The sequence below is a fragment of the Streptomyces sp. NBC_01591 genome (assembly GCF_035918155.1).
Lineage (GTDB): Bacteria > Actinomycetota > Actinomycetes > Streptomycetales > Streptomycetaceae > Streptomyces.
Map to the genome: position 1 here is coordinate 7,826,704 of NZ_CP109327.1, position 14,027 is coordinate 7,840,730.

At 71.8% G+C, this 14,027-nt stretch carries 10 protein-coding genes; all 10 read right to left on the reverse strand.

Going from position 1 to position 14,027, the window contains the following annotated elements:
• Position 1 precedes the first annotated feature (1 nt).
• Positions 2 to 1,036 (reverse strand): hypothetical protein, encoded by a 1,035-nt coding sequence (locus tag OG978_RS36235; protein ID WP_326769283.1) that lies wholly within the window; start codon positions 1,034 to 1,036, stop codon positions 2 to 4.
• A complete protein-coding gene (locus tag OG978_RS36240; RefSeq protein WP_326769284.1) occupies positions 1,033 to 4,800 on the reverse strand; it encodes an ABC transporter ATP-binding protein in 3,768 nt (1,255 codons plus the stop codon). Before OG978_RS36240 ends, OG978_RS36235 begins: the two co-directional genes overlap by 4 nt.
• A 20-nt stretch (positions 4,801 to 4,820) precedes the next feature.
• The gene (locus OG978_RS36245) at positions 4,821 to 6,296 is read right to left on the reverse strand and encodes a carboxylesterase family protein (protein ID WP_326769285.1); all 1,476 of its coding nucleotides are present in this window, start codon (positions 6,294 to 6,296) and stop codon (positions 4,821 to 4,823) included.
• Complete coding sequence (locus tag OG978_RS36250; protein WP_326769286.1) at positions 6,296 to 7,360, reverse strand: phenazine antibiotic biosynthesis protein; 1,065 nt, start codon at positions 7,358 to 7,360, stop codon at positions 6,296 to 6,298. Before OG978_RS36250 ends, OG978_RS36245 begins: the two co-directional genes overlap by 1 nt.
• Positions 7,353 to 8,723 (reverse strand): thymidine phosphorylase, encoded by a 1,371-nt coding sequence (locus OG978_RS36255; RefSeq protein WP_326769287.1) that lies wholly within the window; start codon positions 8,721 to 8,723, stop codon positions 7,353 to 7,355. Before OG978_RS36255 ends, OG978_RS36250 begins: the two co-directional genes overlap by 8 nt.
• A gap of 10 nt (positions 8,724 to 8,733) precedes the next feature.
• A complete protein-coding gene (locus tag OG978_RS36260; RefSeq protein WP_326769288.1) occupies positions 8,734 to 10,008 on the reverse strand; it encodes an aminotransferase class III-fold pyridoxal phosphate-dependent enzyme in 1,275 nt (424 codons plus the stop codon).
• The gene (locus OG978_RS36265; RefSeq protein WP_326769289.1) at positions 10,005 to 11,153 is read right to left on the reverse strand and encodes a hypothetical protein; all 1,149 of its coding nucleotides are present in this window, start codon (positions 11,151 to 11,153) and stop codon (positions 10,005 to 10,007) included. The genes OG978_RS36260 and OG978_RS36265 overlap by 4 nt, the downstream gene beginning before the upstream one ends.
• Positions 11,138 to 11,839 (reverse strand): hypothetical protein, encoded by a 702-nt coding sequence (locus OG978_RS36270; RefSeq protein WP_326769290.1) that lies wholly within the window; start codon positions 11,837 to 11,839, stop codon positions 11,138 to 11,140. Before OG978_RS36270 ends, OG978_RS36265 begins: the two co-directional genes overlap by 16 nt.
• Positions 11,836 to 12,666: a TauD/TfdA family dioxygenase gene (locus tag OG978_RS36275; protein ID WP_326769291.1), complete on the reverse strand. Its 831-nt coding sequence runs from the start codon at positions 12,664 to 12,666 to the stop codon at positions 11,836 to 11,838. Before OG978_RS36275 ends, OG978_RS36270 begins: the two co-directional genes overlap by 4 nt.
• A 73-nt stretch (positions 12,667 to 12,739) precedes the next feature.
• Positions 12,740 to 14,023 carry a hypothetical protein gene (locus tag OG978_RS36280; RefSeq protein ID WP_326769292.1) on the reverse strand — a complete coding sequence of 428 codons (1,284 nt, stop codon included), beginning with the start codon at positions 14,021 to 14,023 and terminating at the stop codon, positions 12,740 to 12,742.
• Positions 14,024 to 14,027: the final 4 nt, after the last annotated feature.

Sequence of the window (14,027 nt, forward strand, 5' to 3'; positions counted from 1 at the left end):
GCTACCCCACGCGTGCGCGGATCTGCTCCGCCAGGTACTCCCCGTACCGGCGGTGTGCGCTCGATGTCAGGTGGATGCCGTCGGCGAGGAAATCGGACTCGTCGACGTCCGACCACTGGCGCACGTGGTGGACCCTGTTGTCGCCCCACTCCATGACCGACTCCACGGTGGCGTAGTGCACCTCCGCCCACTCTGCGGCGGTCAGCCCGCCCGGGCCCTTGCGGTCGCGGTACCGAGGACTCGCCGGTGGCATGAGTACGACCACCGCGCAGTCGGGCACGGCGTCGATGACGCGTTTCACGAAGCCGAGCATGTTCGTGAGGTACGTGTACTGATTCAGCGATCCGGTGAGATAGACCATGCCGCCGACCGCCATGGTCAGGTAGCGCGGACGCAGCTCGGCGATCAGATCCGCGAACACCGGTTCCAGGTGCGTGCCCTTGCCCCGGGCCAGCGACACCAGGTCGAGATCGTCGCGCCACCGGCTCGACTGGACGTAGCTGGTCAGAGGCGAGTCCGCACCCATCCCCTGCGACAGCGAACCGCCGTAGTGCACCCACCGCTTCGGGTTCGGGGCCGGAACGGACGCCGTCGCGCCCTCGTCGACCCGCAGGCCGATCAGGCGGAACTGGGCGTAGAGCGGCAGCCAGAGCTCGACCCGCCGGTCGCCACCGCTCTCGTTCCCGAGGTCGAGTCGCAGGGTCTCCTCGCTCTTGGAGGCCGACAACGCATGCCGGCCGAGGCGGCGCCCGTCCACCACCACGTCGACGGACTCCAGCTGTTCGATGTCCTCGGCGAGGTCGACGATGTTGTCCGGGCACCGCGAGCACAGGTAGTCCAGCTCGATGTGCTCCGTGTCCGTCATCAGCACGATGGCCACCCCGGACGGCATTCCCGCCCGTCCGATGCCGCCTTCCGGGAAGTACAACCGGGCCCGGTCGAAGGGCACCCGCCACGGTGCCACCCAGTTCTCGCCCCGCTGCAACGACACCGCCCCGTTGAACCGGAACCCCTCACCACAGGTCAGTGACTTCACGTCCTACCTCCTCGTTCTCGGTCGATCGTTGCTCCGTCGTGTCCGGAGGCGGCCCACAGCTCCGCGTACAGCCCGCCCGATCCCAGCAGGGACTCGTGCCCGCCGACCTCCAGCAGGCGGCCCCGCTCGACCACGGCGATGACGTCCGCCTGCGCGGCGGTGGCCAGCCGATGGGCGACCAGGACGGTCTTCCGTCCGCTCCGGTCACCGCGCAGGGCGTTGACGACGCTGCGTTCCGATTCCAGGTCCAGTGCTCCGGTGGCCTCGTCCAGCAGCAGGAGTTCGGGGCACGACACGAGCGCCCGCAGTACGGCGACCACCTGCCGCTGTCCGGCGGACAGGGCGGCTCCCCGAGGGCCGATGTCGTAGTCCAGTCCGCCGGGCAGGGAGTCGATCAGTTCGGACACGCCGAACGACCGGACGATCTCCATGATCTCCGCGGGGGACGCGCCGGGACGTCCGAACGCGATGTTCTCGCCGACGGAACCGCTGAACAGATGCGCCTCCTGCGGCACGATGGCGGTCCGCAGCCGGTAGTCGCGCAGCGGGATCGCGTCGACGTCCACGCCGCCGACGCGGATCGCCCCCCGCTGCGGGCGGTAGAACCGTGCCAGCAGCTTGATGATGGTCGACTTGCCCGCGCCCGTCGGGCCGACGACGGCGAGCGACGTCCCCGGCGGAATGTCGAGGACGATATCCAGGAGCGAATACGGGGCGTCCTCCCGGTACTTGAAGCCGACCCGGTCGAAGCGGATGTCCGCACCGACGCGCGAAGCGCCGGCCGGTGCGCCGCCGACCGCCTCCCCGACCGCCTTCCCGACCGTCTTCCCGACCGGCTCCTCGGTCGGCTCCGACAGCAGCCCGTTGACGCGCCGGACTCCCACCCTGGCCTGCTGGGCGCTGTCGTAGACCGTCGCGATCTGCTGGATCGGGTAATACAGCATGGAGAGGTACAGGATGAGAGCGGTGACGGTCCCGCTGTCGGTGACGGTCCCGCTGTCGGAGACGGTCCCGCTGTCGGAGACGCCCGCCCGGGGCAGTCCGTCCGCCGCGGCCGGCAGCAGCACGCAGATCAGCGCCACGTCGATGGTCAGCGCCACCAGGGGAAAGAACCACGCCACAGCACGCTGCCCGACCTGGCGCTCGTCGCGGTATGCCGCCGACTTCTCCGCGAACTCCGCGACGATCCGCCCGGTGCAGCGGAAGATCTGCGCCGTACGGATGCCGTGTGCCTTCTCGTGCAGGTCGGCGTTGACTGCCGCGAGCAGCTCCCTCGCCCTGGGATACGACCGGGAGACGACGCGCTGGAACACGGCCGCCCCGACCAGCACCACACCCCCTGCCCCCGCCAGGACGAGCCAGTAGCCCGGCGCGATCCAGACCACGACCAGGCCGACCCCGAGCACCAGCAACAGGTTGACGACCAGGGACAGCAGACCCGTCTGCACGAACGCGGACAGCGAGTCGATGTCCGCCGTCATCCGGGTCAGCAGCCCTCCCGACCGCACCCGGTCCACGTAGGGCAGCGGGAGGCGCTGGATGTGACGGAAGCACCGCAGGCGTACGGCGAACAGCACGCGGTCGCACACCTGCGTGGTCGTACGGATGGTTCCCCACCCCGCGGCCCAGCTCACCGCGGTGACCGCGAGTCCCAGTGCGAACAGCGCCCCGACCGCCGTCGCGTCACCCTCCGCCGAACGCCCGAGGACGGCCCGGGCCACCGCCGGAAGCGTCACGGCCGCGACGACCTCGACGCCGATGCACACGACCGCCGCGAGGGCCAGCAGGCGGACCGGCCGCAGCGCCTCCCCGAAGCCGAACGGGCCGTCCCGCCGCCCGCTCCTGAGATCCGATTCCGTAGGCTCGTCCACGACCTCGGGCGGACGGGCGGCGTACGCCCCGAGCGCCGCGGCCGAATCCCCCTGGTTCCCGGCCCGTGCCCGGCCCGGCCCGCCGTTCGCCGACGGTGCCTCGCACGCGTCCCGCTCGCCGCCCGCGATCTCGTCGGCGCCGAGCGTCGGTGTCCCCGTTTCCTCTCCCATCAGGGCCTTCAACCGCACGGAACGCTCCATGAGGTCCGCGGCGCCACCGTGCTCGACCACGCGACCGCCCTCGACGACCGCGATCCGGTCGGCGAGCGACAGCACCACCCGCCGTCGGCCGGTCACGACGACGGTGCACCCGCCCCGGAGCCGCCGCCGCAGGGCATCGAGCACCCGCGCCTCCGTCAGGGTGTCCAGGGCGGACGTCGCGTCGTCGAGCACCAACAGGCCCGGTGAGTTGTACAGCGCCCTGGCGAGGGCGATCCGCTGCCGCTCGCCCCCGGAGAGCCGGGCCCCACCCTCGCCGACGTGGGTCCGGTCCCCGTCCGGCAGGCGGTCGAGCATCGTGTCCACAGCCGCGTCGGCGACCGCCGACGCGTACCGGTCGCCGCGGAACTCCCGGCCCAGAAGGATGTTGTCCCTGATGGTGCCGGAGAACAGGAACGGCTCCTGTGTCACCAGTACGGCATCGGGGTCGCCCGGAGCCGCCGCCCTGGAGCCGCCCGCACGGTCGAGGAGTTCGACCTGCCCCGAGCTGTGCCGATACTGCCCCTGGAGCAGCAGCCCGAGGACCGACTTCCCGGAGCCGGCCCGGCCCGCGACACCGAGGCACTCCCCGGGCGCGACCGTGAGGCTCATGCCCCGCAGTACGTCCCGTGCCTCCGGCCCGAGCGTCAGCCCGACGTCGGACAGTACTACCCCGAGACTGCCGCCGCGGCCGGTCCGGGAGCCGTCGCCGACCGTGTCCGGCTCGTGGCCGCCGCTGTCGATGATCGCGTGGATACGGTCGGCGGACGACCGGGCGAGCGCGAGCGCGGAGACCACCCCGGCCAGCAGCCGGACCAGCCCGGTCATGGTGAGCAGGTACGTGGCGAACACGACGAAGGTGCCGACGCCGATATCGCCCCGCAGGGTCATTGTCCCGCCGACTCCGATGACCAGGACGAGCGCGAACTGCGGCAGGGTGATCAGGACGGGGGTGAACACGGAGTTCAGCCGGGCGACGCGCCGACGCCGCCCGAACAGCGCGCAGGCCAGGGCCCGGAAGCGGTTCTCGACCAGGTCCTCCCGCTGGAAGACCTTGGTGACGGGCAGTCCGGCGATGGCCTCGCCGGTGAACGAGGTCAGGTCGGCGGCGGCCTGCTGGGACAGCCAGGTGGCCGCGTGGATCCGTCGCCGGGAACGGACCACCAGCGCACCCCCGAGCGGGACGGTGACGAGCGTCGCCAGCGCGAGCACCGGGGAGAGCACGAACATGATCACGATCTGGACCGTGACGTGGCACACGGCCGCGGCCGCCTGCGGGGCCAGGGCCAGCAGCGACTGGATCACCTGCAGATCGGTGACCGACCGCGACACGACCTCGCCCCGCCGCAACGCGTCCTGCTGCTCACCGGAGTAGCGGCACAAGGACGACAGCAGAGCCACCCGCAGCTCGTGCTGCACCCGCGTCGCCAAGCGGCTCGCGGTCGCGCGCTGGCCGAACTGGGCGACGAACCTGAGGACGGCGGCGACCATGAGCAGGACGAGCGCATCGAGGGCGACCGCCCGGCCGGTGGCCAGCCCGTCGACCACGGATCCGATCACCAGCGGCGTGGTGAGATCGATTCCGGTGCCGACCAGCGCGAGCACCACGGCGCAGACCGTCGCCCGCCGCTCGGCGGCACACGACACGATCAGCCGCGTCGTCCACGACGGCGACCCCTGCAGTTCTGTACGCATTCCCCGTCGCCCCCGCTCCTCTACCGGCCGGCTGCCGCGTGGTCGTCGTCCAGGGGCCACTCGGCGGTTTCCACCCGCGGTTCCCGGCCGATGCGGACGAGCTTCTCCGCGGCGCCGTCGTACACGGGCCAGGGGACACCGCCGGTCGACGGGCCCCTCCCACGGGCGAAGTCCACCAGCGCCCCCTGGACGTGGCGGGCCACCGTGATGTCCGCCTCCGACGCGGCCCCGGGGGCGGAGAGGTCGAGCAGCAGCGATGCGAGGTCCATGCCGTGCAACGCGCGGTCGGCGTCGGCGAAGCTGTGGTTCGAGGGGACGTGGTCGTACACCTGGTACCAGCACCGGCCGCTGCCCGACGCGGCCTTCGTCCGCAGCAGGTCATGCGACGGGCGCAGGAACAACTCCGCGTTGATGAACCGCTCGTGGTCGGTTCCGTACCGCGCCGTCCGTGCCGCCCCGGCCCTGGCGCCTCGCGCCACCACGCGCGCCCCGCCCGGCATCAGTCGGTCCCACAGACCGGCCTCGTTCGCCGTGTTGGACACCAGGAGGTCGACCTTGCCGGCCGCCCCCGCCCCGATGGCCTCGATCGGGGGACGGGACAGGTGCACGCCATCCACGACATCCCGGTAGTGCACGATCTCGTGCCGCCTGAGCAGGCGTTCGTGCGCCACCTTCAGGTGCACATTCGGGACGGAGAGGACTCGCTCGGGGTCGTCGACGAGGCCCGCGCACTCCAGGAACTCCCGGGCGAACCCGGTCGCCGCGTCCCGCGACACCACGTTCTCGCATCCGCCGCTGTACAGCGCGGCCCGCTCGAACAGCCCGTCGGCGGCGCCGCACCCCAGGACGGAGCCGATGTTGCGCGCCCCCGCGGACTCCCCGAACAGGGTGACGTTGGTGTCGTCGCCGCCGAAGGCCGCGATGTTCTCCTTCACCCAGGCCAGGGCGAGGAGTTGGTCCCGAAGTCTGAGGTTCGCCGTGTCCCGCCCGACCAGGTCGTCCAGGAAGAGATGACCCCAGCACCCCAGGCGGAAATTCATCGTCACCACGACGACGCCGTGGCTGCGGCTGAGCACCTCCGGGTGTCTGCCGGGCATGTTTCCCGACCCCGCGACCTGCATGCCCGGGTGGAACCAGACGAGAACGGGAAGACCCGCGCGCCCGGGGTCCGGCGTGTACACATTGAGGTTCAGGCAGTCCTCGTGCTCCGGGTCGGCGGTGTGCGCGAAGTCGAAATCCCGCAGGGTGCCGGACGCCCTGTCGTAGACGGGCGGGAGCTGCCAGGACATGCTGCCGTGATGCAGCGCCGGCCGCACCCGGTCCCAGGGTTCCGGCCGCACAGGGCCGGCGAACCGGCCGCCTTCGGGCGGGACCGTGCCGTAGGGGACACCCCGCCACAGGGCGAAGCCGGACGGCCGGTACTGCACCCCGCCGACCTTGCCGGCGGCGGTCGTTCGTACAACGGGGACCTTCTGCCCCTCCCGGCCGTTCCCCATCAGTAGATCCCCTCGACTACCCGGCTGCCCTCGAACTCCGCCATCGGGACGACGTCCGCGACCGAGTCGCCCCGCCACTCCTCGCCCCGGGACACGCGCACGGCCAGATCCCGTTCCAGGTTGTTCGGCAGGAACATGTCCCGCGTGACCGTGTGCATCAGCACCTGGCCGCGTGCCCCGTACGGCACGGGCCTGCGGGTGTCCGGGGCGACGACGCGGAGGAACAGTTCGGGGCCGACCGGGTCGAACACCGGAAGGTCGTCGTATGCCGTCGAGCGCCTGAGCAGCGCCCGGGTGCCCGTGATCGAACTCGCGTAGGTGGCGACGAAGGCGGCGTCCGGGAACACCAGTTGCGCGTACTCGTACAGCTCTTCGCGCGTCATGCGCGCCCCGCCCCAGGTGATGACCCGCACCGTGGCACGTACACGTTCCGCCAGTTCCTCGGACCGCGCCAACGCGCGCAGCAGCGGAGGGGTCACCAGCAGATGTCCGACATGCTGTGTGCGGAGCACATCCCGGGCCTGGGCCAGAACGTGCTCCACGTAGCGCTGCCGCACTTCCGCCCCGATCCCGGACTTCACCCATCGCGGATCGATGTCCACCTGGAGGTAGGGCACGCGTAGCCGCCGCGCCCACCGCCGCTGCCAGTTCCCCGCGAGGTGGGGGCCGGTCGGGAACAGCGACAGCATGGTGTGCCCTTCGGCCTCCGGCACGTACGCGCAGTACATGTCGACCAACTGCTCGATCCGGGTTTGCGACAGGACGGCGCGCTTCGGCCTGCCGGTCGTGCCGCCGGACTCCACCACGTAGGGCGGGGGTTCCTCCGCCAGCCCCCGGGGGACCAGGTCCTCGACCCGGACCTCGCGCAGCTCGTTCACCCGGGACGGGAACCGGCACAGGTCGTCGAAGGTGTGGATGTCGGTGACCGGGTCGAAGGGCAGCGCGTCCCGGCGTCCGAGCCAGAACCGTGACCCGGTCTTCTCGCCGAAGTGCCAGCGCAGCATCTGAGACAGGTACTCCCGCAGCTCCTGCTCGGACGCGGGCGTGGCGATTCCGTCAGACATGGACCATCCCCGTCCCGTCCGTGTGGACGTCCGCTTCGGACACCGGCTCCGGCTCACGCGGTACCCGGCAGTTCTCCCGGGGGCCGACCCGGACGGCCCCGGCCACCAGCTCCGCCGCCTCGCCGCTGTCGAGCCCGTCGCGGTGGAACACCTCGGCGAGGACGTCTCCCTCGGCCACACGCTCTCCCAGGTGCCTGGTGAGCCGGATTCCGGCGTGCGGGTCGATGACGTCGTCCGCGAACACCTTGCCCGCCCCCAGCTTCAGCGCGGCCCGGCCGATGTCCAGCGCCGAGACGTCGGTGACCCACCCGGCCTCCCGCGCGAGCACCGCCGTCCGCGCCCCCGGCCGGCAGTACCCGCCCCTGCCGAGCACCGGTCCGGTGTCGCCGCCCTGCGCCGTCAGCATCCGGACGAATCTCGACAGAGCGGCCCCGGAATCGATCGCCGACCGCAGCCGGTCCCGGATCCTGCCCTCGGGTTCGTCCGGTTCGGCCACGCGGACCATCTGTACGGCGAGGGCCTCGCACTCCGCCGCCAGCCCGCGGTCACCGCTTCCGCGCAGGAACTCGACCGCTTCGTCGACCTCCGCCGCGTTGCCGACGGCCGTGCCCAGGGGGACGGAGCCGTCGCTGAGCACCGCCCGGCAGCGCAGGCCGAACTCGCCGCCGAGCCGGACCAGAAGCCCCGCCAGCCGGCGCGCCGCCCCGAGGTCGGGAACCAGCGACCCGGCTCCGTACCTGACGTCGAAGACGACCGCGTCGGCGTCGACCGCCACTTTCTTGCTGACGATGCTCGCGGCGATCAGTGGCGCCGACCGGACACAGCCGCTCACCGACCGCAGGTCGTACGTCGCAGTGTCACCGGGCACGAGTTCACCGGAGAAGGACCCGATGACGACGTCGTCCGCGGCGAGCCGCGCGGCCAGCTCCGCCTCGGTGAACTCGAGCCGGAGCCCCGGCACACTCTCCAGCTTGTCGATCGTGCCCCCGGCGATGCCGAGCCCGCGTCCGCTCAGCTTGCAGACCCGGACTCCGAGCGCGGCCACCAGCGGCACGACCACCAACGTCGTCTTGTCGCCGATGCCACCCGTGCTGTGCTTGTCCACGACGGTCCGCCCGCCGCGGCGGACCCTCGCCCCCCGTCGGGCCGGGCCGAGATACGCCCTGGTCAGGGCCACTGTCTCGGCGAACCGCAGCCCTCTCGCCGCAATGGTCGCCAGCCAGGAGGACAGCTGGTAGTCGGCGAGCCGGCCCGTCCGGTGGAGGCCGAGAACGGCCGACGCCCGCTCCGTGGTGAGCGTCTCGCCGTGGCGAAGCCGCTCGATGTGCTCCAGGGCGTCGTCGACGCCGAACACGTCTGTCATCATCGACTCCTCATCGTGCTGCGACCACTTTGCGGACCCCGGTGACCAGGTGGTCGACGAGCCGGTCCTCCTCCGCGCCGCTCAGGCACGCGGGCGGTGCGAGCAGGACTGTGCTGCCCTGCTGCCGCGTATAGGCGCCGAGGTCGTAGACCACCTGCTGGACATTCCCGGCGCAGTCGACGCCGTCGAGCTCGACGCTCAGAGCCAGACCGTGTCCGCGCACGTCGACCACACCGTCGGCACCGCGCAGCTCCCGCTCCAGCGCGCTGAGCAGCCTGGCGCCGATCGCGCGGGCCGCGGCGACGGCCCCGGTCCGGCGCATGTGCTCCAGCGTCGCGTTCGCCGCCGCGCAGGCGGCGGCCGAGGCCGACATGGTGTGGCCGTACGGCACGATGCTCCCGGCGGGAAGCCGATCGAGCACACGGTGGTCGGCCGCGACCGCGGACAACGCGCACACACCGTTGGTCAAGCCCTTGCTGAAAGCCGTGAGATCGGGGCGTACGCCGGTGTGCTCGTGCGCGAACCACGCCCCGGTCCGGCCGACGCCGGTGAACACCTCGTCCAGCACCAGCAGTGCCCCGTACTCGTCGCAGGCACGGCGGATGTCACCGAGCAGTCCCTCGGGCAGCCGGATGCCGCCACCGACGTTCAGGAACGGCTCGACGAGCACCGTGCCCGCCGCCGAACCGGCCAGGACCGTCCGTAGCTGCGCGGTGATGTGCTCACGCGCCGCTCCCGACCGCTGCTCGGCGCCGGTGAACCCGCCGAACGTCAGATGATGGACGCGCACCCCGAACCCGTCCGGTGCGCTGCTGGTCTGCGGCAGGCCGGACAGCGACTGGCACAGCGCGGTCGAGCCGTGGTAGCCGCGCTCGAAGGCGACGATGTCCGTCCGCCGGCTGTCGACCGCGGCCCAGTACCGCGAGGAGAGCCCGACGGCGAGTTCGATCGCCTCCGAACCGCTGTTGGCGAAGAAGAATCGGTCGCCGCCGTGTCCCCGGATGTCCCGGAGCCCGTCCGCGAGCCGGTGCGCGGGCTCGGTGAGCCCCTGGGCCATGTCGACGTGGGCGAGTGTCCTCAGCTGCGACAGGTGGGCGTCCACGATCGGCTCGACGCCGTGTCCGCAGAACACGTTCAGGGCGCCCGACGTCGCGTCGATCACCCGGTGCCCGCCGCGGTCGACCAGCCAGGCGCCCTGCCCGGCGACGAACGTCGGCCCGGAGTGGTCGCGGGGAGCCCGCCAGGGACGCCCAAGGGCCGATGCCACCTCTTCCCCGGAACTCATCGTTCCTCCTTCCCCTTCTCGATCCATGCGCACAGGTCGCGCGCGGTACGGCGGTATGCGTACGAGTCGAGGGGCGCGCGGTCCCCGCGCTGCCGGTGGATCGCCGCCAGAGCGTCGGCGCCCTCCTCGGGGTCGTCCGCGCCGTGGGCCAGCCCGTCCCTGGTCAACTCGTCGAACGTCGGGCCGTGCCGGTCGAGCACGGTGGGGAGGCCGAACAGCCTCGAGTCCCTGGCCCGCAGTCGCACGCAGGTGTCGTTCTCGACGCCGCGCCGACCGACGCAGATCAGCGCGGACGCGCCGGCCAGCACCCGGAAGTACTCCGCCCGACCGAGCGGGGTCCGGCGCACGGTCACGAAGTCGCCGCACCCGTGCTCCTCGACTGTGTCGAGGAGTCCGGACAGCACCACCGCGTTGTCGGCGTTCTCGCGCCCGTACAGGAACACGAGCTCCACGGGCACGCCGCGGCTCCGGGCTATCCGTACGGCGTCCAGCGCGAATACCGGGTCGAGGTACGCCCACAGGCCGCCCGACCAGACCACCCGGAACGTCCGCTCCGGGTCCGCCCCGGACAGTTCGCGCCGCGCCGCCGCGGCGGCGGACTCCGAGAACCCGATGGGGATCGTGGAGATCAGCCTGTCGAGCGCCCCCGACGCCCGCATCGCCTCCACCGTGACCCGCCCGGTGACACAGAGGTTCGCCACGAGCGTCGCCCGCTCCACGGCCGACCGGCAGGTGAAGAACGTCCCGCTCGCCAACTGGCGGCGGTACGCCTCCACCGTGTTCCGGTAGACGTCCTCGCGGTCCGCGCTCCGTACCAGCGACGGGTACAGCGCGTGTTCGAGGGGCGGGGCGTTCTCCACGATTACCGGCTTGCCGCTGTCGACCACGGCTGACAGCCGCTCGGGGGACGGCGAGTCGAAGGAATAGACCATGTCGCTCCGCCGCAGTTCGTCGGCCCACGCCGCCTCCCGGGTCACCAGCCGGACCCCGGCACCGAGCTGCTCGGGCAGCGATCCCGGTGAGAAGACCGTGACGTCGGCGACCCGCGCGATCTCCGCGGCGAGTTCCCGCGCGCGCAGCCCGATTCCGCCGAGCGACGTCCAGTCGACGCGGTGTCCGGTGCAGTCCATCAGTACGTCGGGCATCGCAGGCCCCACACATCGGACGGTCGCGTCACGTTGACGTAGCTCTCGACCTCGACGTAGGCCGCGCCGCACAGGACGCGCGCCGGGTCGGTCGCCACCGTCGGCAGCAGTTCCCGGTGGCCGGGGGAGACCATCGGCACCACCCACAGCCCGTCGAACCGGTCGAGGCCCCGCTGCGGTTTCTCCTCGCACGCCGTGATGACACCGGTCCTCCGGTCGAGCGCCACCGCGCCGTCGGCGCGCAGGACCTCGGGGTCCGTGGTCGGGTGGACCAGTGCCGACCGGCCGTGCCGCCGCGCCATGTCCATCGCCTCCGCGAAGTCGTCCGGCTCTCCGGTGGTGAAGATCTGGTCGGGGAGCACCACGGCGGTCACTCCTTCGCAGTAGGGGAGACCGGCGCGGACGGCACCGCCCAGGCCCGGTCCGTGCCGCCGCGGGTTCTGCACGGTGAAGACCACCTCCGCGCCGCGTCCGCCCAGTTCCTCCCCGATCACGTCCATGGACCGGGCCCGGCCCGCACCGACGACGCCGACGATCCGCACCTGGGTCAGGTCGAGCGCGGTCAGCGGTTCGAGGCAGCAGTGCAGCACGGTGCGGTGCGGGCTCACGGTGTGGAGTTCCTTCGGGTACGGAGCCCCGAAGCGTGTCCCCTCCCCGGCCATCGCGACGATGACGGAGGCCCTCATGACGTGCGCCCCGGGGCGTCGGTGTGCAGGCTGCGCAGGAGCAGACGCGGGCACCGCGGGTCGTCGGTGAAGCTCTCCCTGCCGTGGGCCAGGACGTCGTTGCGGAAGATCAGGCACTGACCGGCCTGGAGAAGCAGGTCGATCCGGACGTCCGGGTCGTCCCGCCGGGCCCTGAAGTAGCCCAGCGCGCGTGCGAGGGACTTCTGGTCCGCGGCGTCCTTCGGGTACCAGCGCTCGACCTGTCCTTCGCCGTACCGGGTGGCGTAGTGGCCGTCTCCGAGCTCGGCGAACACGGGCCCGACGGCCTCGCGGACCGCGCCGGGGATCGTCGACCGCCTGCCGAGGATCGTGCCCCGCAACAGGACCTCGGCCGCCTCGGGATCCTCCGTCCGCAACTCGTCGAACACCCGTCCCGCGTTGAGCAGGGACGTCCTGCCGCCTCCGTGCGCCGGGCGTACGCAGTACAGCAGGGTCGTCCGGATGGTCCCGATGTCCTCCAGGAGCCCGTCGGTGTGCCAGCCCTGTGCCGCGCCGGTGTGGAAGGCCGGGTGGTCCGATTCGGCCTTCCGCGTCACCTCGGTGACGAGCGGCGCGTTCCGGTCGCGGTACAGGAGCGGGGCGTAGGGTTCCCCCAGGCCGAAGTCGGCGCGTATCGCCGCCATTTCCCGGTGGGCGTCCTCCGTCGACACGGTCCCGGCCGGGCTCCGCGCCACCGCGAAGCCGTAGGCCTCCAGCATGTCGTGCGTCTTGTCGGGCTTCAGCAGATCGGTCAGGTATCCGCGGCCGTGTGCGGTCAGCTCCGTGTAGTCCGACCTCATCAGTTGCATGCCACGGGCTCCCGCACGTCGAAGACGGTCCGATCGGCCACGTCCCCCGCCCCGGCACCGCAGGGCCTCCCGGTCAGCACGTACACAGCCCGGCCTCCACTCTCAGCTTTTTGGGATCGGTGTAGAAGGGCGGACCGAACCGGGCGCGGATCGTGCTCACCGTCCGCGGTCCGAGCGGTCGCTCCCGTGCCGTGACCAGGGCGGCGGCAAGTTCCTCCACCGCCTGCGGACCGGCGCCCTCGAAGGTGATCTCGTTCGAACCGAGGCGCAGGTGTACGCCGGGCATCCCCGGCATCGACGACTGCAGATTGACCCGGATACCCGCCTCGGCCAGCCTGTTCGACAGGGCGTACGCGGCTGCCGGGCCCTCCAGTGCCACCCACACCTGGTGTGTGTCGGTGTAGCCGGTGCCGCTGTCGCCGTGGACCCGGAACCCCGCATCGGCCAGTGCGGCGGCGAGTCGTCGCGCGTTGTCGTTGGTCGTCCGGGCGTAGTTCCCGATCCGGTGCTCGACCTCCAGCGCTGCCAGGGACAGTGCCAGGGTCTCCGCGAAGTGGTGACTGCTGACCAGGTCGAACTGGGCGGAGCGCAGGCTCTCGTCGACGTCCTCGGCGTCGGTGAAGATCACGCCCTTGTGCGGTCCGGGGAACGACTTGTGGGTCGAGCCGCCGAAGGCATCGGCCCCGCAAGCCAGTGGGTTCTCCACGAGACCGCCGAGGACGAGGCCGAGGTAGTGGCTGGCGTCCACGTACAGCCGGGTGGCCGGGCTCACCCTCCGCACCACGTCCGACATCGTTCCGAAGTCCGGCACCCTGACGCAGTTCTGCACGTCCACGTACACCAGGTCCACGTCGCCGGGGGCGAGCGCGTCCGCCAGTTCCGAGGCGTCGACCCGGCCGTCCTCGCAGCCGAGCAGACGGGACCGCCGGCCCAGCCTGGTGAGCAGCGCCGGGGTGGCGTAGTGGCCGCCGGAGTCCTGGTCGACGCTCACCACGGTCGAGCCCGGTGCGGACAGGGCGGCGACGGTGAGAATCATCGCGCTCATCCCCGATATCGGCCGCACGTTGCAGTACCGCGCCGAGGCCATCCGCCGGAGCGCCCCGGCCCCGAGCGCCTCGATGTGCGCGATGTCCTCCCCGCCGCGGAACTCCCAGAACATGGGATCGCCCGCGGTGTTGAAGAAATACCGGTTGGAGAAGTCGGACCCCAGTGGCACCGAGGCCAAGGGCGAGATCCGGTTCTCGCTGGGCACGAGGTTGAGGGCGTGCGCGGCCCGCCGGTCGGCGTCGGCTATCGCCCTGCCCAGCATCAGCGGGTCGACGCCCGCCGATGTCTTTCCGCCAGTTCGCTCCGTCACCTCA

What these genes read in the sequence shown, in the direction of transcription:
- OG978_RS36240 (WP_326769284.1), bottom strand. Translation starts at nt 4,800, where the DNA reads ATGCGTACAGAACTGCAGGGGTCGCCGTCGTGGACGACGCGGCTGATC.
- OG978_RS36245 (WP_326769285.1), bottom strand. Translation starts at nt 6,296, where the DNA reads ATGGGGAACGGCCGGGAGGGGCAGAAGGTCCCCGTTGTACGAACGACC.
- OG978_RS36250 (WP_326769286.1), bottom strand. Translation starts at nt 7,360, where the DNA reads ATGTCTGACGGAATCGCCACGCCCGCGTCCGAGCAGGAGCTGCGGGAG.
- OG978_RS36255 (WP_326769287.1), bottom strand. Translation starts at nt 8,723, where the DNA reads ATGACAGACGTGTTCGGCGTCGACGACGCCCTGGAGCACATCGAGCGG.
- OG978_RS36260 (WP_326769288.1), bottom strand. Translation starts at nt 10,008, where the DNA reads ATGAGTTCCGGGGAAGAGGTGGCATCGGCCCTTGGGCGTCCCTGGCGG.
- OG978_RS36265 (WP_326769289.1), bottom strand. Translation starts at nt 11,153, where the DNA reads ATGCCCGACGTACTGATGGACTGCACCGGACACCGCGTCGACTGGACG.
- OG978_RS36270 (WP_326769290.1), bottom strand. Translation starts at nt 11,839, where the DNA reads ATGAGGGCCTCCGTCATCGTCGCGATGGCCGGGGAGGGGACACGCTTC.
- OG978_RS36275 (WP_326769291.1), bottom strand. Translation starts at nt 12,666, where the DNA reads ATGCAACTGATGAGGTCGGACTACACGGAGCTGACCGCACACGGCCGC.